We start from the raw sequence: 17,635 nt of genomic DNA on the forward strand, positions 1-17,635 counted from the left end.
GGATAAGCCCGGATGATTGAACTGAAAAACGTTACCCGCCGCTTTGGAGATGCCGTGGCGGTGGACCGGATAAACCTCACGGTCGAAACCGGCGAAGTGTGCGTGCTGGTGGGCAGCTCAGGCTGCGGCAAGTCGACTACCCTGCGGATGATCAACCAGTTGCTGCCCCACAGTGAGGGCCAGATCCTGGTGGATGGTAACGATGTTACCGCCATGAACCCCGAGCAGCTGCGGTTGAACATGGGTTATGTGATTCAGGGCACGGGGCTGTTTCCACACTGGACGGTGGCCCGCAATATCGCCATGGTACCCCAGCTTCTGAAATGGCCACGGGAGCGGATCGACGAGCGCGTGCATGAGTTGCTGACGCTGCTGGATCTGGACCAGGCCACCCACGCCAACAAATATCCCCAGCAATTGTCCGGCGGGCAGGCTCAAAGGGTGGGCGTTGCCAGGGCGTTGGCTGCCAACCCCAATATTCTGCTGATGGACGAACCCTTCGGTGCGCTGGATGCCATCACGCGGGAGAACCTGCAGCTGGAGATGCTGCGTATCCAGAGTCAGCTGCGGAAAACCACGGTCTTTGTAACCCACGATATTGACGAAGCCCTGAGGCTGGCGACCCGCATTGCCGTGATGGATCAGGGCCGGATTATCCAGCACGACACGCCGGAGAACATTCTCCGGCGACCCGCCTCCGTTTTTGTGGAGAATCTCGTGGGCAAGCAGGACCGAGGCCTGAAACTGATGAGCCTGCATACCGTGCGGGATCTGATGGAGGCTCCCCCTCAGCCCAGAGAGCCGGAACCCGGCGCCGACGGCCTCAAGGAAGACGACAGCCTGCGAGTGGCTCTTTCAATCATGCTCTGGCAGAACTGGAGCCAGGTGCCGGTGTTCAATGCCGATGGCCAGGAAACCGGAACCATCACCCGTGACCGCATTATCCAGGAAGGTGCCTGATGCGGGTCTGGTTGCCGCCTGTGATGCTGACTGTGCTCCTCTGTGCCCTGAGCGCGGGCATGCCGGCTCTCGAACCGCTTTTCGAGTGGATGCAGCCCGATAAGCAGAATGTGATCTACGAGCGGGAGAGCTTTCTCTTTCTGCTCCAGAACCATCTGATGCTGGTGGTGATTTCCGCCCTGGTTGGAACCGTCGCTGCGGTTGCCGGGGGAATCTTCGCCACGCGCCCGGCTGGGCGGGACTTTCTGCCGCTGGTTAGCCAGATTGCCTCTATCGGCCAGACCTTCCCGCCGGTGGCGGTTCTTGCCCTGGCGGTGCCGGTTCTCGGGTTTGGTGAGGCGCCGATTCTGGTGGCGCTGATTCTGTATGGCTTGCTGCCCATTCTGCGCAATACCCTGGCCGGCTTGGAGGGTGTCGATGCCACAGTGAGGCAGGCGGCGCTCGGTATGGGCATGTCGCCTTTTCAGGTGCTGTTGCAGGTGGAGTTGCCGCTGGCGGGCAGGGTGATCCTGGCCGGTATCCGGACCTCGGTAACCATCAACATTGCAACGGCCGCCATTGGCTCAACCATCGGTGCCAGAACCCTGGGGGATCCGGTGATCGCCGGTCTCGTCAATGGCAACACAGCCTACGTGTTGCAGGGCGCGATTCTGATTGGCATGCTCGCGCTGACGGTGGACAGCCTGTTCGAGGCCGCTGAGCGGGTCTGGGACCGCCGGTTTCTGCCCCAGACCGCAGGCTGATCGCTGGCGCAGGCCATCCGCTGCTTTAAAAATCCTGCTTTGATGTCTAGTCTGACGAAGATGGACAGCGCAAGGAGCACAGCGGAATGAAGTTTCCTTCGAGCACGTCATTTGCACTCCTCGGCGCAGCACTGATCGCGATCAGCTATGGTCTGGCGCGCTTTGCGTTCGGTCTGTTCGTCCCCCCGATCCGGGATGACCTGGGGCTGGCGCCGGATGTGATCGGTGTGATCGGTGCGCTGCCGCTGATCAGTTTCGTATTCGCTACCCTGGTGGCTCCGCTCTCGGCAAATCGTCTTGGTGCCCGCAATACCGCCATGGCATCCGGTATTTTTGGTGTTGTTGGCCTGGCGCTGATCAGCCAGGCCGTGGGGGCCGTCTCCCTCGGGGTGGGTGTTGTTCTCTGTGGTATCTGCACGGGCCTGATGATGCCGGCTCTCACAGCCGCCATGCAGGCGTTGGTGAGACGCTCGCTCCACGGCCGGGTAAGCTCGGTGATGAACGCGGGCACCAGTATCGGTGTCGTCGTTGCTGTGCCGACGATCCTGTTCCTCGCCGGGGCCTGGCGCTATGCCTACGCGTCCTTTGCCGTGCTGGCGGTAATTGGCGTGATTGCCACCTGGTTCTTCATTCCGTCTGTATCCCGTGTTGTGCCCGCCAATGCTGCGCCGGCGCAGCCAATCAGTGCGGATCAATGGTGGCGACTGCTCAGGCTCTCGCTGTTCGCGTTCATGATGGGCTTTGTCTCCGCCGCCTACTGGATTTTCGCACCCGATCTCGTGGTTAATCTGGGATCCATGCCATCCGATGCCACGGCATGGCTGTGGCTGGGGGTCGGTATTGCCGGCCTTGGCGGCGCGGTGGTGGCCGATCTGGCTGACCGGAACAACCCACCGGTTACCCAGGCCCTGATGCTGATGACACTGGCCGCGAGCCTGGCGTTGTTGGCGGCCAGCCCCGACAACCTGATGATTTCGGCGTTTTCAGCACTGGTGTTTGGTCTGGCCTACATGAGTCTGACCGGGCTGTACCTGATGACCGGCATTCGCCTGCTGCCGGGGCGGCTGTCCATGGGCCCCGTACTGCCTTTCATGGCAGTATCACTGGGCCAGGCGGCTGGCTCGCCGATAGTCGGTATTCTTGTTGGCAAGGTGGGTTACGCCGATGCCTTTGCCATGTTCTGCGCCATCGGCATTATCGTGGCCATGTTGTCGCCGCTCTATCCAAGGCATCTGGAATACGAACCGGATGATGAGACCGAAGAGGATACCGGTCTGCAGGCCGCCTACGACTATCAGCTGCAGAACGAGGAGGGCGAGCCCCTGTCGCCGGTCACCGGTAAGACCGAGAGCTATTAGGGCGGATAGCCGAGAGTGTTATTCCTCGGATGTATCTCTCGGCGCCGCCCAGCTTGTGTAGCCCAGGTCCATAACCCGGGCGACTTCCTCATCGGGTATCGCCGATAGATCGCCCAGTTCCAGCGGGTCATAGTGGAAGGCGTACAGTCGAGACGTGAATTCGGCCACGGGCAGGGAAGCTTCACCGCGAAACTCGCCATTGCCGTGGGTTGAGCAGGTAATGCCCTGGCCCCAGTTCTGGCCGCTGTCGTTGTTGGGGTTAAAAAAGTACACCCGCATCTCGTTCTTCGGGCTCAGGGCAACCCGCAGGATATTGATGGCGTGCCGGCCAACAAAGCGGGCGGCGCTGTCTGTTACAGCAATCCCTGCCGGCTGGGCGTGAATGACCGGTATGTTGCCGTTGTAGAAGGGGTGATAGCTCGCGTAGAAATGCCGGATAAATCCCTCGTAGTCCTTTACCTCGCCGGTTTTTACGTCGGCGACCACGCGGAAGCCGTGGCTGACCCACCAGCCGTAGAATTCCGGGTTGATCCAGCGATGGGCGTCGTCGTCCCGGGTCTCACAGCGGCGCCACATCTCACCGTAGAGGCGATCGAGATGAGGGATGAGCACGAGCGATACCGGGTCCACATCCACTGGCGTTCCCTTAACCAGGCCCGGTTCCAGATCGCGGGAAGAAACCTCCTGGCCTTCAAAGCGGCTCAGCACTTCGTTGTCGCGTGCTGCCCAGGCCAGGACTTGCAACAGGTAATCCGCCTCGTTTGACGCCCACATGGAGAGGCCAATGGCAGACTGGCAGGTGGGGTTGTTGCCCTGACCAACGCCCAGCGGCTGGCCCAGCAGGTTGATAACCCCGGCCAGCAGGAATACCCGGGGTGGCCGGGCATCGCCGAACGCCTCTCTGAGAGCCTGATCGGTTTCCGCAGAGGGCTTCAGTTTGATTTGCCGCCACAGTGCCTGGGCCACAGAGGGTGTAAACAGCGATCCGCGCTCCAGCATCATGGTCAGGCCATAGACGGCCTGGCAGGTTTCCGGGTAGATGGCCTCGTCAATCAGGGCATGGACCAGATCGGTGTAACAGTAGAGATCGTCCAGCCCGGTCATGGTCAGCCCCAGTGTGTTGGGGATGAGATCGTCCTGGCCGCTGGCGCGCAGGAACCGGAGCATCACCGCGTGGTAGGGAGAGGCAAGGCCGGTGTCGAACATGCTGCGGGCAAAGTAGGTGGCTTCGGAGGAGAGCGCCACGTCGTCCATGTCTTTCAAACGCTGCTCGTAAACGGCAAGGCCGGGGTCCTCGGCGCTGGCAGGTGTGGGGGCAAAGAGGGCCTTCACCAGCCGCGTGGCATCGGCATTGCGTCCGGTTTTGATGTCGGGGTCGTAAAGGCATTTGGCGATCTGCCCGATCATTTCCCGAATACTGTCGACCTGCACCGGCCCCTGGTCCAGCAATCGCCAGACTTCCGCCACCAGGCTGTCCAATAGGCTTTCATAACCGAGGTGGGAGATCAGGTACCGATAGAGTTCCTGAACGATGGTGCCAAGTTGCTTGGGTCTTTCACGATCGGCTTCGGTGAGCTGGCCAGACAGCAGGTCCAGGTTTAATGCCATCACCTGGGTGAGAAAGTGGCGTGCCTGCTCAGCAGAAATTCCGGGATGGAAGTATTTGCCACGGGTGACGGCCAGCATGCGCAGTTCGCTGATCGCCTCGACAATGGTGGTAACTGCACCCGCCTCCCTCAGAGAGTGTTTGGCGAGCGCCGGTTGCAGCAGGGCTGGCCGGGCCCAGTCGCTGGTGCCGAAAATGCCAGCGGATTCGAGCGACCTTACGCGCCGGTAGATGGCGTCGAAGCCGCCTGGCAGCGTCATTAGCATCCGTGTGCGCTCCAGGAGACTGAGACTGGAGGCTTTGGGGTCCGATTTGCGGGCGCGGGCAAATTCTGCCAGCGCCATGTCGAATTGCATCAATGCCGGCTTGAGCGCAGGATCTGCGTCTTGGCGCTCCATAGCGTTGGCTCCCTTGAGGTATTACCCGCCCTGGCGAAAGCGTTGAATAAAGGCTTCAGACTCCGCGATTGACTGTTCCATATTGCGAATCAGGGAATCTACATCCTGACGGATGCTGACCAGTTCGTTTTCCAGCGAACCGATCGCCTGGGCATTCAGATTATGCTTAAGGTACAGCACCTGATCCTCAAATGCCTGCAGCACCGGTTCCATTCTGTCCTCGGCGTCGTGCATCCGGCTGATCAGCTGGCCGTACTGAACGCGGGTCTCTTTCAGCTGCTGTTCGCTACTGCGGCGCAGTGATGCGCTCTCGTACAGGCTGAGTTCGTCTTCCCATTCATCGAACAGGTCCTCGGCGACTTCTTCTACCTTGTCGATCCGGTCTCTAACCTCTTCGGCACTCGCCAGGCTGTCTTCGTAGGCATCGCTGATTTCGGCATATTGTTCCTTTAGCTCGGTGTCAGGCGTGTCCACCACACTCTGGAAACGCTCAAGCGACGAACGGAAGGTTTCCTGGGCGTCGTTCTGGCTGTCCCGGGCATCTTCAACCCGATCCACCAGGATGTCCCGCTTTTCATACCCGAATTTTTCCATGGTTTTGTAGTACACCGTGGAGCACCCGCCAAGGAGCACCGCGCTGAGCAATAGCACCCAGACACGTTGAAGGCTGATTTTTGTTTTCGAGTAGTCGGTTGCGGGGCTGGGCATAGGGGCGTCTCCGGTTGCATGCTAATCACAGAAGTGAAGCATGGCGGTGGAGCGCTGACAAGCACGTATTCGGCCTTGATTTGCTGGAGCGGAAAACGACAAACCCCGGCAAGTGCCGGGGTTTGTCCGTTCAACCAAAGCAGGGACCGTGGTTATTTCTTCAGTCCCATCTCCTCGATTGAAATCTCCCGCATCTTGAATTTCTGGATCTTCCCGGTGACGGTCATCGGGAATTCGTCCACGAACTTGTAGTTCTTCGGGATCTTGAAGTGAGCGATCTTGCCCTTGCAGAAGGCCTGCAGGTCCTCGGCTGTGACTGGCGCCGCGTCTGGAGCCAGCTTCACCCAGGCAATCAGCTCTTCGCCGTACTTGTCATCGGGAATGCCGGTTACCTGCACTTCTTCGATGGCCGGGTGAGTGTAGAGGAACTCTTCGATTTCTTTCGGGTAGATGTTCTCGCCACCGCGGATGACCATATCCTTGATGCGGCCAACGATCTGGACATAGCCTTCTTCGTCCATGGTGGCCAGATCGCCGGTATGCATCCATCCGGCGCTGTCGATGGCTTCGCGGGTTTTCTCTTCGTTGTTCCAGTACTTCAGCATCACGCTGTAGCCACGGGTGCACAGCTCGCCGATCTCGCCACGCGGAACCACGTTGCCGGTGCCCGGATCAACGATCTTGGTTTCCAGGTGCGGCTGGGTGCGGCCCACGGTGGTGACCTGCTTCTCGAACGGATCCAGGGAGCTGGTCTGGGTGGAAACCGGGCTGGTTTCGGTCATTCCGTAGGCAATCTGAACCTCTTTCATGTTCATCTTGCCGTTGACCTTCTTCATGACCTCTGCCGGGCAGATGGACCCCGCCATGATGCCGGTGCGCAGGCTGGAAAGGTCATAGGTCTCGAATTCCGGCTCGGTCAGTTCGGCAATGAACATGGTGGGCACGCCGTACAGGGCGGTGGCCTTTTCCTGGTGCACGGCCTGCAGAACCGACTTGGGCTCGAAGCCTTCGCCGGGATAAATCATGGTAGAACCGTGGGTGATACAGCCCAGGTTGCCCATGACCATGCCGAAGCAGTGGTACAGGGGCACCGGGATCACCAGGCGGTCTTTCTCGGTCAGGATCTGGCTCTCGCCCACAAAGTACCCGTTGTTCAGGATGTTGTGGTGGGTGAGGGTAGCGCCTTTCGGGTTGCCGGTGGTGCCGGAGGTGAACTGGATGTTGATGGGGTCGTCAAACTGCAGTTCGCCCTGGCGTTTTACCAGATCGTCCTGGGACACGTCGCTTGAGAAGCCGAGGAATTCCTTCCAGGTCCACATGCCGTCGTGCTTGTCTTCGTGCACGTTGATCACGGCCCGCAATTCCGGAACGTGGTCGGCCTTGAGCTTGCCGGGGGAGCTTCGCTTCAGCTCCGGGGCCAGCTCGTAGATCATCTCGCGGTAATTGGAAGCTTTGAAGCTGTCAGCCGTCACCAGGGTGGTTATACCAGCCAGGTTGAGGGCGTATTGCAGTTCGTGGACACCGTAAGCCGGGTTGATGTTCACCAGGATGGCACCGACTTTGGCGGTGGCGAACTGGGTAACGGTCCACTCGTAGCGGTTGGGGGACCAGATGCCCACGCGGTCGCCGCGTTTGACGCCAATGGCCATGAAGGCGCGGGCGGCTTCGTCGACTTTTTCAACAAACTCTTTGTAGGTCCAGCGAATGTCCTGGTGCAGGCACACCAGGGCTTCGTTGTCCGGGTATTTCTCGGCGGTGCGGTCGAGCATTTCACCGATGGTCATGCCCAGCAGGGGCACTTCCGCGGTTCCGCTGGTATAACTTGGTAGAGTCTTGCTCATATCTCTGCCTCCATTGTTTTTGTATTCGAGGGCGAGCAGGGTGGTTTACCTGCTAGCGACTCTGACTGTGATATTCGGGGTTCGGTTGCATATCGCTGGCAATCGCCACCCGGTTGGACATGTTGTAAAAGCCGATCAGGTTACTGAGATCCCAGATGCCGCGGTCGCTCAGACCGGCATCCCGCAGGGCCTGGATGTCGTCTTCGGTGACGGTGGCCGGCGAGCGGGTAAGGTGGGATGCAAAATCCAGCATCGCCCGCTGGCGCTTGTCGAGTTTGGCGCTGCGGTAGTTCATCACCATGTGCTCACCCAACTGGGGATCGCCGCTCAGGACCCGCACGGCGGCGCCGTGAGCAACCAGGCAGTAGAAGCATTTGTTCTCGGAGGAAACCACCACGGCGACCATTTCCCGCTCCAGTTTGGAGAGTTCGCTCTCACCGAGCATAAGCTCGTTATACAGGCGGGTGAAACCGTCCAGCTGTTTAAGGTTCTGGCTGTAGGCGGTGAGTACGTTCGGGATCATGCCCAGTTTTTCCTGGCAGATCTGGAAGTACTTCTGGGTGTCTTCCGGCATGTCTTTGATCTCCGGGATGGGGAGATCGAGGGCCACTACGTTTTTGTTGCTCATTCTTGGGCTCCTAGCCTTCCTGTTTGGTGCTTTGGCGGGCGGGAACAGCTTCCCAGGACACGCTGTGAATACGTCCGTGTACGCTTGACTGCAGCATCCATGCTGCAGACAGTCCTGGGAAGCTGTTCCCACCCGCCAATTTGATCATTGGCAGTTGCCGCCTAGTGCCTGGCCGACTTTTGAGCCGTTGTGGCGATTCAGTTGGCTGCATATCCAGTCGCCTGTGGCGACAAGCTTTTCCAGATCGACGCCGGTTTTGATGCCAAGGCCGTTAAGCAGGTATAGCACGTCTTCGGTGGCGACGTTGCCCGAGGCGCCTTTGGCGTAGGGACAGCCGCCGAGGCCGGCGACGGAGGCATCGATGACGCTGACGCCTTCTTCCAGCACCGCGTACAGGTTGGCCAGTGCCTGGCCATAGGTGTCGTGGAAGTGGGCCGCCAGCTTTTCCATGGGCACGTGGGCAGCGACGGCTTCGAGCATTCGCTTGGCTTTGATCGGGGTGCCCACGCCGATGGTGTCGCCCAGAGAGATTTCGTGGCAACCCATTTCGTACAGGGCTTTGGCCACGGTGGCCACCTGTTCCGGGGCGATGTCGCCTTCGTAGGGGCAGCCCATGACGGTGGAAACGTAACCACGCACTGGGATGCCGTGTTTGCGGGCTTCTTCCACCACCGGGGCGAAGCGTTCGAGGCTTTCGGCGATGGTGCAGTTGATGTTCTTTTTGGTGAAGGATTCGGACGCGGCGCCGAACACCGCCACTTCGTCGGCCTTCGCCGCCAGTGCCCCCTCAAACCCTTTCAGGTTCGGGGTGAGGGCGGAGTAGCGAACGCCAGCCTTGCGATTGATGCCGGCCATCACCTCGGCGGCGTCGCCCATTTGTGGCACCCATTTCGGGGACACGAAGCTGGCGGCCTCGATGTGGCTCAGGCCGCTGTCTGCCAGGCGGTCGATCAGCCCGGTTTTGATGGCGGTGGCGATCACCGGGCCGGGCTCGTTCTGGAGTCCGTCCCGGGGGCTCATCTCAACCAGGCGGACCTGTTTGGGAAAGGCCATTAGCCTGCCTCCTCTTGTTTCGCTTCTGGGTCGTTCACCTCAATGGCAATCAGTTCGGCACCTTCGGAAACCTGGTCGCCTTCGGCGAAGAAGATCTCGGTGACCACGCCGTCGGCCGGGGCCTTGATGGCGTGCTCCATCTTCATGGCTTCCATGATCACCAGGCTCTGGCCGGCGGTGACCTTGTCGCCGACTTTGGCCTGCACGGCGACGATGGCACCGTTCATGGGCGCGGCCAGGCTGCCTTCGCCGGCCATTTCCTCGAAGCCGTAGCTTTCCTTGTACACGGTGCAGTTGAAGGTGTCGCCTTCGTAGAACAGCACCAGCTGGTCGTTGTGCAGGTTGCCGTGGATGCTGATGCGGTGGCCGTTGATGACCGCCTGCAGATAATCGTCGTCCAGGCGGGCGGTGAGGTTATAGACGCTGTCGCCCACATACACCTGATAACGGTCATCACGCTCCAGTACCTTCAGGTCGTGAATCTCGTCACCGACCTGCAGTTGCAGCGGCTGGGCGTATTCTGAGTTCATGCGCCAGCTGTTCTGGCGGCCGAACGGCGACCAGGGGTCGGTGCTGACCACTTCACGGGATTTGCGCTGTTCCAGAACAAAACCGGCGGCCAGTACCAGGGCTTTATGGGTATCCAGCTTGGATTTCGGGAACAGCAGTTCCCGGTGATCGTCGATAAAGCCGGTGGTCAGTTCCGCTTCCCGGAACGGTTGGGCGTCCGCCAGGGCGTGCAGGAACCGGATGTTGGTCTTCACGCCCGCGATGCGGTAGTGCTCCAGGGCCTGAACCATGCGGTTGATGGCCTGGTCGCGGGTTTCGTCCCACACGATCAGCTTGGCGATCATGGGGTCGTAGTGGATGCTGATGTCGTCGCCTTCGGTCACGCCGGTGTCGACGCGCACATGGGCGCTTTCATCCGGGGTGCTCAGGTAGCGCAGGTTACCGGTGGCCGGCAGGAAGTCCTGGTCCGGGTCTTCGGCGTAGATCCGCGCTTCCAGGGCGTGGCCCCGGGTTTTCACCTGGGACTGTTCCAGCGGCAGGGCATCACCCCAGGCCACTTTCAGCTGCCATTCCACCAGATCCTGGCCGGTGACCATTTCGGTAACCGGATGCTCGACCTGAAGGCGGGTGTTCATCTCCATGAAGAAGAAGGAGCCGTCGACGTCGTACAGGAATTCAACGGTGCCGGCACCCACGTAGTTAATGGCCTGGGCGGCGCGCACGGCCGCCTCACCCATGGCCTTGCGGGTTTCTTCGCTCAGGCCCGGGGCCGGGGCTTCTTCGAGGACTTTCTGATGGCGGCGCTGCACGGAACAGTCACGCTCGGCCAGGTACACGCCCTTGCCTTCCTGGTCGCAGAAGACCTGGATCTCCACGTGCCGGGGCTGGGTCAGGTAACGTTCGATCAGCATGTCCGGGTTGCCGAACGCGTTCTGGGCTTCGCGCTTGGCAGCAGCCAGAGCATCGTCAAACTCGCCCATGTTGTTCACGACGCGCATGCCTTTGCCACCGCCGCCGGCGACAGCCTTGAGCAGCAAGGGGAAGCCGCATTTCTCGGCTTCGGCCCGCAGGGTTTCAACCGACTGGTCGTCGCCGTGGTAACCGGGCACCAGCGGCACGCCAGCCTTTTCCATGATGGCCTTGGCCGCTGACTTGGAGCCCATGGCAGCGATGGCCGAGGAGGGCGGGCCGATGAAGACAATGTTGTTGGCTTCACAGGATTCGGCAAACCCGGTGTTTTCCGAGAGGAAACCGTAGCCCGGGTGGATGGCCTGGGCGCCACTCTTTTTGGCAATCTCGATGATCTTTTCGGCCCGCAGGTAGCTCTCGGAGCTCGGTGCAGGGCCGATGTGGAAGGCTTCGTCAGCCATGGCCACGTGCCGTGCATTGGCGTCGGCCTCGGAATAGACGGCGACAACGCGAATGCCCATGCGGTGGGCGGTTTGTATGATCCGGCAGGCGATTTCGCCCCGGTTGGCGATCAGTATCTTGCTGAACATTGTTATTCTTCCTCCGGAACCCAGTTGGCCTTGCGCTTGTTCAGGAAGGCGCTGAGCCCTTCCTGCCCTTCTTCACCCACCCGGATATCCGCGATGCGGTGTGCGGTGTCGTCAATCACGTCGTCGTTGATGGGCTTGTGGCTGACGGCGAATACCAATTCCTTGGCGGCTTTCATGGCCTCGGGCCCGTTCATGGCCAGTTGCTGGAGCATCTCGTTGCAGCGGGCTTCCATGGCATCGACATCGTCACAGACGATGTGTACGAGGCCGTATTCCTGAGCCTGCCTGGCGGTGAATACTTCGGCGGAGATGAAGTACCGCCGGGCCTGGCGCTCGCCGATGGCGCGCACCACGTAGGGGCTGATCACGGCCGGAATCAGGCCGAGCTTCACTTCGCTGAGGCAGAAGCTGGATTTCTCGGTGGCGATGACGATGTCGCAGCAGGCGGCAAGGCCCACCGCGCCGCCGAAAGCGGCGCCCTGTACCAGGCCGATCACCGGCTTGGACAGGTGGTTGAGTACGTTCATCAGCCGCGCCAGTTCCCGGGAATCGTCCAGATTTTCCTGGCGGCTGTTCTCGGCCATGCGGCGCATCCAGCCAAGGTCGGCCCCGGCGGAGAAGTGCTTGCCTTCGGAGCGCAGGATGACGACCTTCACGCTGTTGTCGGCATTCACCTCGGTGAGGGTGCTGATCAGCTGCTGGATGATCACGTCGTCAAAGGCGTTGCGTTTATCAGGGCGGTTGAGAACCACCTCGGCAATGCCTTCGTCGCGACGTTTGAGCAGAACTGCGGATTCGTTGTCTGTCATGTCAGTCTCCCCGATTACATCCGGAACACGCCAAAGCGTGTCGGCTTGGCGGGTCGGTTAAGGGTGGCAGACAGGCTCAGGGCAACCACTTCCCGGGTCTGGGCCGGGTCGATGACGCCGTCGTCCCAGAGGCGGGCACTGGCGTAGTACGGGTGGCCCTGGTGTTCGTAGGTGTCGATGATCGGCTTCTTGAATTCAGCTTCTTCCTCGGCGCTCCATTCCTGGCCCTTGCGCTCCATGCCTTCACGGCGAACGGTGGCCATAACGCCGGCGGCCTGTTCGCCGCCCATCACTGAGATACGGGCGTTCGGCCACATCCAGAGGAAGTCTGGGCTGTAGGCGCGGCCGCACATGCCGTAGTTCCCCGCACCGAATGAACCACCGATCAGCACGGTGATCTTGGGCACGTTGGCACAGGCCACGGCCATGACCATTTTGGCACCGTGCTTGGCAATGCCTTCGGATTCGTACTTCTGGCCAACCATGAACCCGGTGATATTCTGCAGGAACAGCAACGGAATGTTGCGCTGGCAGCACAATTCAACGAAGTGGGCGCCTTTCTGGGCGGCTTCGCTGAACAGGATGCCGTTGTTGGCGATGATGCCCACCGGGTAGCCGTGGATATGGGCAAAGCCGGTGACCAGGGTCTGGCCGTAATAGCGTTTGAATTCGTCAAACTCGGAACCGTCGACGGTGCGGGCAATGACGTCGCGCACGTCGAATTGTTTGCGCAGGTCGGTGCCGACGATGCCGTAGATTTCTTCAGCGTCGTAAAGCGGTGCCTTGGGTTTGCGGATTTCCACATCCGTTGGCTTGCGACGGTTCAGGTTGGAGACGCTGCGCCGGGCGATTTCGAGGGCGTGTGCGTCGTTCTCGGCGTAGTGGTCGGCCACACCGGAGATTTTACAGTGTACGTCGGCGCCACCGAGGTCTTCGGCGGTCACTACTTCACCGGTGGCGGCTTTCACCAGCGGCGGGCCAGCCAGGAAGATGGTGCCCTGGTTGCGGACGATGATGGATTCGTCGGCCATGGCGGGTACGTAGGCGCCACCGGCAGTGCACAGACCCATTACGACGGCGATCTGAGGGATGTCGTCGGCAGACATGCGGGCCTGGTTGTAGAAGATGCGGCCGAAGTGGTCACGATCCGGGAAGACTTCGTCCTGGCGGGGCAGGTTGGCGCCGCCGGAATCGACCAGGTAGATGCACGGCAGGCGGTTCTGCAGGGCGATTTCCTGGGCGCGCAGGTGTTTCTTGACGGTCAGCGGGTAGTAGCTGCCGCCTTTTACGGTGGCGTCGTTGGCAATGATCATGCATTCGGTGCCGGAGACGCGGCCCACGCCGGCGATGACGCCTGCAGCGGGGACTTCTTCATCGTAAACGTTATAGGCGGCGAACTGGCCGATTTCCAGGAACGGGGAGCCGTCGTCCAGGAGGCGGTTGATGCGCTCTCTGGGGAGCAGCTTGCCACGGGCGATGTGGCGCTCCTGGTAGGAGGGGCCGCCGCCTTGCTGGATGGTGGACACTTTGTCGCGCAGGTCGGCTACGGCCTGGGCCATGGATTCCTGGTTGGCCTGGAACTCTTCGGACCTGGGATTAATCTTGCTTTGAAGTATTGTCATTTTTTCGGGCCTCGAGGTTCGGGGCGGCGGGACTGGCAGGGAATCTTTCCGGGAACCGCTACGAGCACATCCATGTGCGCTTGACGTCGGCCATCCATGGCCGCCGACATTCCCGGAAAGACACCCTGCCAGTCCCTCGTTGTACTTTGGGTGCAAGCCGTCCCCCGCTTAACCGGCTGCGGACGGCTACTGGCTTAAAGCTGCGCGTTATTTGTTCAGGTACAGCTCACGGCCGATCAGCATCCGACGAATCTCGGACGTTCCGGCACCGATCTCATACAGCTTGGCGTCCCGCAGCAGGCGGCCTGTCGGGTATTCGTTGATGTAACCGTTACCGCCGAGCAGCTGGATGGCATCCAGGGCGATTTTGGTGGCCATTTCGGCGGAGTAGAGGATCGCGCCGGCGGCGTCTTTACGGGTGGTTTCCGCGCCACGGTCGGCAGACATGGCAACCATGTAGACGTAGGACTTGGCGGTGTTCATCCAGGTGTACATGTCGGCGACTTTGCCCTGGACCAGTTCGAATTCACCGATGGCCTGGCCGAACTGCTTGCGCTCGCGGATGTAGGGTACGACCACGTCCATAGCGGCTTGCATGATGCCCAGTGGGCCGCCAGAGAGAACCAGGCGTTCGTAGTCGAGGCCGCTCATGAGGACTTTTGCGCCGTTGCCAACACCACCCAGGACGTTCTCCTTGGGTACTTTGCAGTCCTGGAACACCAGCTCACAGGTGTTGGAGCCGCGCATGCCGAGCTTGTCGAGTTTCTGGTGGCGGCTGAAGCCCGGGGCGTCGCGCTCTACGATGAAGGCGGTCACGCCCCTGGAGCCGGCGGAGGTGTCGGTCTTGGCGTAGATGACGTAGGTGTTCGCATCCGGGCCGTTGGTGATCCACATTTTGTTGCCGTTGAGGAGGTAGTGGTCACCTTCATCTTTAGCGGTCAGTTTCATGGAGATGACGTCGGAGCCGGCGTTGGGCTCGGACATGGCCAGGGCGCCAATGTGCTCGCCGCTGACGAGCTTCGGCAGGTATTTCTGTTTCTGTTCTTCGGTGCCGTTGCGGTGAATCTGGTTCACACACAGGTTGGAGTGGGCACCGTAGGAGAGGCCAACGGAGGCGGAAGCACGGCTGATTTCTTCCATGGCGATGACGTGCGCCAGGTAGCCCATGTCGGAGCCGCCGTATTCTTCGCTCACGGTGATACCCAGCAGGCCCATGTCGCCCATTTTCCGCCACAGGTCCATGGGGAACTCGTTGTTGCGGTCAATTTCCTCGGCGCGCGGTGCGATTTCGGAAGCAGCGAAGCCGTTGATCTGCTCGCGGAGCATATCGAGGGTTTCGCCGAGGCCGAAGTTGAGCTCTGAGTATTGTGATTTCATCGTTGGCTACCTTTGATTTCTGTCATTCATTAGTTTTCAGCGGTCTGCCTGGCTTCTTCTTTCGCCGGCGCCTGCTGTTTCTTTTTCTTCTGCAGCTCGGCCAGGGCTTCTCGGCACCGGGCTTCGGCTGTATCCATTTCCATTTCTGCTTGGGCAATGTCGTTTTTCTGCTGTTCCAGCTGAGCCCGCTTGTTTTCCAGGATGGTCAGCATCTTCAGCAGCTGTTTTTCATTGCCGCTGAGGGTTTCGTCCCACAGGTCGAACAATTCTTTGGTTTCCGCGAGGGAAAATCCCATTCGCTTGCCGCGGAGAATAAGCTTCAGACGCACTCGATCCTTTGAACTGAAGATCCGTGTCTGCCCGCGCCGCGTGGGCCTGAGCAGCTCCTGATCCTCGTAGAAACGAATGCTCCGGGTTGTCACGTCGAACTCTTTGGCGAGCTCGCTGATGCTGTATGTCTGTTTAATGTCCATTGGGATTTCCTTTTTAGACTTAGGTTAGATAAAGTTTACGTAAACGTAAAGTAGTTTTAGGGTCCGATTTTTAACAAACAGAATCCTGAAAAGGGGAGTGAACGATGGAATTCAAAAATGTGGCAGCCATTGTAACAGGCGGTGCTTCCGGGCTGGGCGAGGGTGCGGCCCGTGCGCTGGCGGCATCCGGATGCAAGGTGGCGATCCTGGATCTGCAGAAAGAGCAGGGCCGCAAGGTGGCCGAGGACATCGGCGGGATTTTCCTTGAGTGCGATGTAAGCTCCCCCGACAGCGCCGAAGCGGCCATCAACGCCGCCCGTGAGGCCCATGGCCCCTGCGGTATTGCCGTGAACTGCGCCGGTATTGCCACGGCCTCGAAGATTCTGGGCCGTGAGGGTGTGATGCCGCTGGAGAACTTCAGCAAGGTTATTCAGGTCAACCTGATTGGTACCTTTAATATTCTGCGCCTCGCCGCAGCGGATATGGCCCAGCGTGAACCTAACGCCGATGGTGAGCGCGGTGTGATTATCAACACCGCGTCGGTGGCCGCCTACGAGGGCCAGATTGGCCAGGCGGCCTACAGTGCCTCCAAGGGCGGTGTGGTATCGCTGACCCTGCAGTCGGCCCGTGAGCTGGCTCGCGAAGGCATCCGTGTAAATACGATTGCACCGGGCCTGTTCATGACGCCCATGATGGCGGGTATGCCCGAGGAAGTTCAGGAAAGCCTGGCGGCCACGCTGCCGTTCCCGAAGCGCCTCGGCAAGCCGGAAGAATTCGGCATGATGGTTGACCAGATGGTGCGCAACCCGATTCTCAACGGCGAAGTGATTCGTCTGGACTGCGCGCTTCGCATGGCGCCCAAGTAAAGCATTCAGTTGCAGGAGACATACATGACCGTGTCTGTTGATAAAGAAGAACTGGCGATGTTCCGGGATTCCGTGATCAAGGTCCTGGAAAAAGAAGTGACGCCGCACTACGAAGCCTGGGAGAAGTCCGGGCTGGTTCCCCGCGAGCTCTGGAACACCCTGGGCAACGCCGGGATGCTCTGCGTGGATGTGCCCGAAGAGTGGGGTGGCATTGGTGCGCCTTTCCAGTTCTCCGTGGTGGTGGGTGAAGAGCTGGCCCGCATGGGATTCGGCGCGCTGTCCACCAACGTGATGGTGCACTCGGACATCGTGGCTCCTTACCTGAGCCACATGGGTAATGAAGAGCAACGGCAGCAGTGGCTGCCGTTGCTGGTCTCCGGCGACGCCGTTGGTGCCATTGCCATGACCGAGCCCGGCGCAGGCAGTGACCTGCAGGCGATTCGCACCAGCGCGGTGAAAGATGGCGATGAGTACATTCTTAACGGCTCCAAGACCTTCATCACCAACGGTCAGCACGCCGATATGGTCATCGTTGCCGCGAAAACCGATCCGAAGGCCGGCGCCCGCGGCATCAGTCTGTTCCTGGTGGACACCTCGCTGCCGGGCTTCAGCAAAGGTCGAAACCTCGACAAGATCGGCCAGCATTCCGGGGATACCTCCGAGCTGTTCTTCTCCGACATGCGCATTCCGGCTTCCGCGCTTCTTGGCGAAGAGGGGCAGGGTTTTGTGTACCTGATGAAGGAACTGCCCCGTGAACGTCTGGTGATCGGTGCCCTCGGCGTAGCTGCCGCCCGTGGCTCCCTGGATCTGACTATTGCCTACGCCCAGGAGCGGGAACTGTTCGGACAGAAACTGGCCCAACTGCAGAACACCCGCTTTGAAATCGCGCGCATGGAAACTGACTACCGGGTGAACAAGGCGTTCGTGGACCAGTGCATCGACCAGTACGACCTGGGCGAACTGGACGCGCCAACCGCCTCCATGGCCAAGTACAGCGCCACCGAAATGCAGTGCCGCGTGGCCGATGGCTGCCTGCAGCTTTTCGGCGGTTACGGTTACACCACCGAGTATCCGATTTCCCGAGCCTTTATCGACGCGCGGGTGCAGCGAATTTATGGCGGCACCTCGGAAGTCATGAAAGAAATCATTGCCCGCTCTGTGCTGGGCAAAGCCTGATTAAGTGA

Annotated in this window: 15 protein-coding genes; 5 read left to right on the forward strand and 10 right to left on the reverse strand. The window is 60.2% G+C overall.

The annotated features are described in order from the left end of the window. Window positions 1-12: 12 nt before the first annotated feature. From MDHKLMBL_RS05075 to MDHKLMBL_RS05085, 3 genes are all read left to right on the forward strand, one after another. Entirely contained in the window at window positions 13-960 is a 948-nt protein-coding gene (locus tag MDHKLMBL_RS05075) for an ABC transporter ATP-binding protein (RefSeq protein ID WP_104270260.1), read from the forward strand. Further along, window positions 960-1,703 (forward strand): ABC transporter permease, encoded by a 744-nt coding sequence (locus tag MDHKLMBL_RS05080; RefSeq protein ID WP_104270261.1) that lies wholly within the window; start codon window positions 960-962, stop codon window positions 1,701-1,703. Before MDHKLMBL_RS05075 ends, MDHKLMBL_RS05080 begins: the two co-directional genes overlap by 1 nt. Window positions 1,704-1,789: 86 nt before the next feature. After that, window positions 1,790-3,061 carry an MFS transporter gene (locus MDHKLMBL_RS05085; RefSeq protein WP_008170625.1) on the forward strand — a complete coding sequence of 424 codons (1,272 nt, stop codon included), beginning with the start codon at window positions 1,790-1,792 and terminating at the stop codon, window positions 3,059-3,061. An 18-nt stretch (window positions 3,062-3,079) separates the two neighbouring features. Here the strand turns inward: MDHKLMBL_RS05085 and MDHKLMBL_RS05090 are convergent, their stop codons facing one another. From MDHKLMBL_RS05090 to MDHKLMBL_RS05135, 10 genes are all read right to left on the reverse strand, one after another. Beyond that, the gene (locus MDHKLMBL_RS05090; RefSeq protein WP_008170623.1) at window positions 3,080-5,065 is read right to left on the reverse strand and encodes a hypothetical protein; all 1,986 of its coding nucleotides are present in this window, start codon (window positions 5,063-5,065) and stop codon (window positions 3,080-3,082) included. 21 nt (window positions 5,066-5,086) lie between these two features. Beyond that, window positions 5,087-5,773 (reverse strand): DUF2959 domain-containing protein, encoded by a 687-nt coding sequence (locus MDHKLMBL_RS05095; RefSeq protein ID WP_008170621.1) that lies wholly within the window; start codon window positions 5,771-5,773, stop codon window positions 5,087-5,089. Window positions 5,774-5,925: 152 nt separating this feature from the next. Further along, entirely contained in the window at window positions 5,926-7,614 is a 1,689-nt protein-coding gene (locus MDHKLMBL_RS05100; RefSeq protein ID WP_104270262.1) for an AMP-binding protein, read from the reverse strand. Window positions 7,615-7,666: 52 nt separating this feature from the next. Next, complete coding sequence (locus MDHKLMBL_RS05105) at window positions 7,667-8,242, reverse strand: peroxidase-related enzyme (protein WP_008170617.1); 576 nt, start codon at window positions 8,240-8,242, stop codon at window positions 7,667-7,669. Window positions 8,243-8,386: 144 nt separating this feature from the next. Next, window positions 8,387-9,295 carry a hydroxymethylglutaryl-CoA lyase gene (locus MDHKLMBL_RS05110; protein ID WP_008170614.1) on the reverse strand — a complete coding sequence of 303 codons (909 nt, stop codon included), beginning with the start codon at window positions 9,293-9,295 and terminating at the stop codon, window positions 8,387-8,389. After that, window positions 9,295-11,304, reverse strand: coding sequence for an acetyl/propionyl/methylcrotonyl-CoA carboxylase subunit alpha (locus MDHKLMBL_RS05115; RefSeq protein ID WP_008170612.1), 2,010 nt, complete (start codon window positions 11,302-11,304; stop codon window positions 9,295-9,297). The genes MDHKLMBL_RS05110 and MDHKLMBL_RS05115 overlap by 1 nt, the downstream gene beginning before the upstream one ends. A 2-nt stretch (window positions 11,305-11,306) precedes the next feature. Beyond that, on the reverse strand, window positions 11,307-12,113 hold the full coding sequence (locus tag MDHKLMBL_RS05120) for an enoyl-CoA hydratase-related protein (protein ID WP_104270263.1): 807 nt from the start codon (window positions 12,111-12,113) through the stop codon (window positions 11,307-11,309). A gap of 14 nt (window positions 12,114-12,127) precedes the next feature. Beyond that, window positions 12,128-13,735, reverse strand: a complete 1,608-nt coding sequence (locus MDHKLMBL_RS05125) for a carboxyl transferase domain-containing protein (protein WP_008170608.1) — start codon at window positions 13,733-13,735, stop codon at window positions 12,128-12,130. 207 nt (window positions 13,736-13,942) lie between these two features. Then, the gene (locus tag MDHKLMBL_RS05130) at window positions 13,943-15,112 is read right to left on the reverse strand and encodes an isovaleryl-CoA dehydrogenase (RefSeq protein ID WP_008170605.1); all 1,170 of its coding nucleotides are present in this window, start codon (window positions 15,110-15,112) and stop codon (window positions 13,943-13,945) included. 29 nt (window positions 15,113-15,141) lie between these two features. Beyond that, window positions 15,142-15,585, reverse strand: coding sequence for a MerR family transcriptional regulator (locus MDHKLMBL_RS05135; RefSeq protein WP_014576484.1), 444 nt, complete (start codon window positions 15,583-15,585; stop codon window positions 15,142-15,144). 104 nt (window positions 15,586-15,689) lie between these two features. Between MDHKLMBL_RS05135 and MDHKLMBL_RS05140 the strand changes: the two genes are divergently transcribed. Further along, complete coding sequence (locus tag MDHKLMBL_RS05140; RefSeq protein ID WP_014576485.1) at window positions 15,690-16,451, forward strand: 3-hydroxyacyl-CoA dehydrogenase; 762 nt, start codon at window positions 15,690-15,692, stop codon at window positions 16,449-16,451. A gap of 24 nt (window positions 16,452-16,475) precedes the next feature. Then, on the forward strand, window positions 16,476-17,627 hold the full coding sequence (locus MDHKLMBL_RS05145) for an acyl-CoA dehydrogenase family protein (RefSeq protein ID WP_104270264.1): 1,152 nt from the start codon (window positions 16,476-16,478) through the stop codon (window positions 17,625-17,627). Window positions 17,628-17,635 lie beyond the last annotated feature (8 nt).

Source organism: Marinobacter flavimaris (genome assembly GCF_002933295.1).
Taxonomy (GTDB): Bacteria; Pseudomonadota; Gammaproteobacteria; order Pseudomonadales; family Oleiphilaceae; genus Marinobacter; species Marinobacter flavimaris.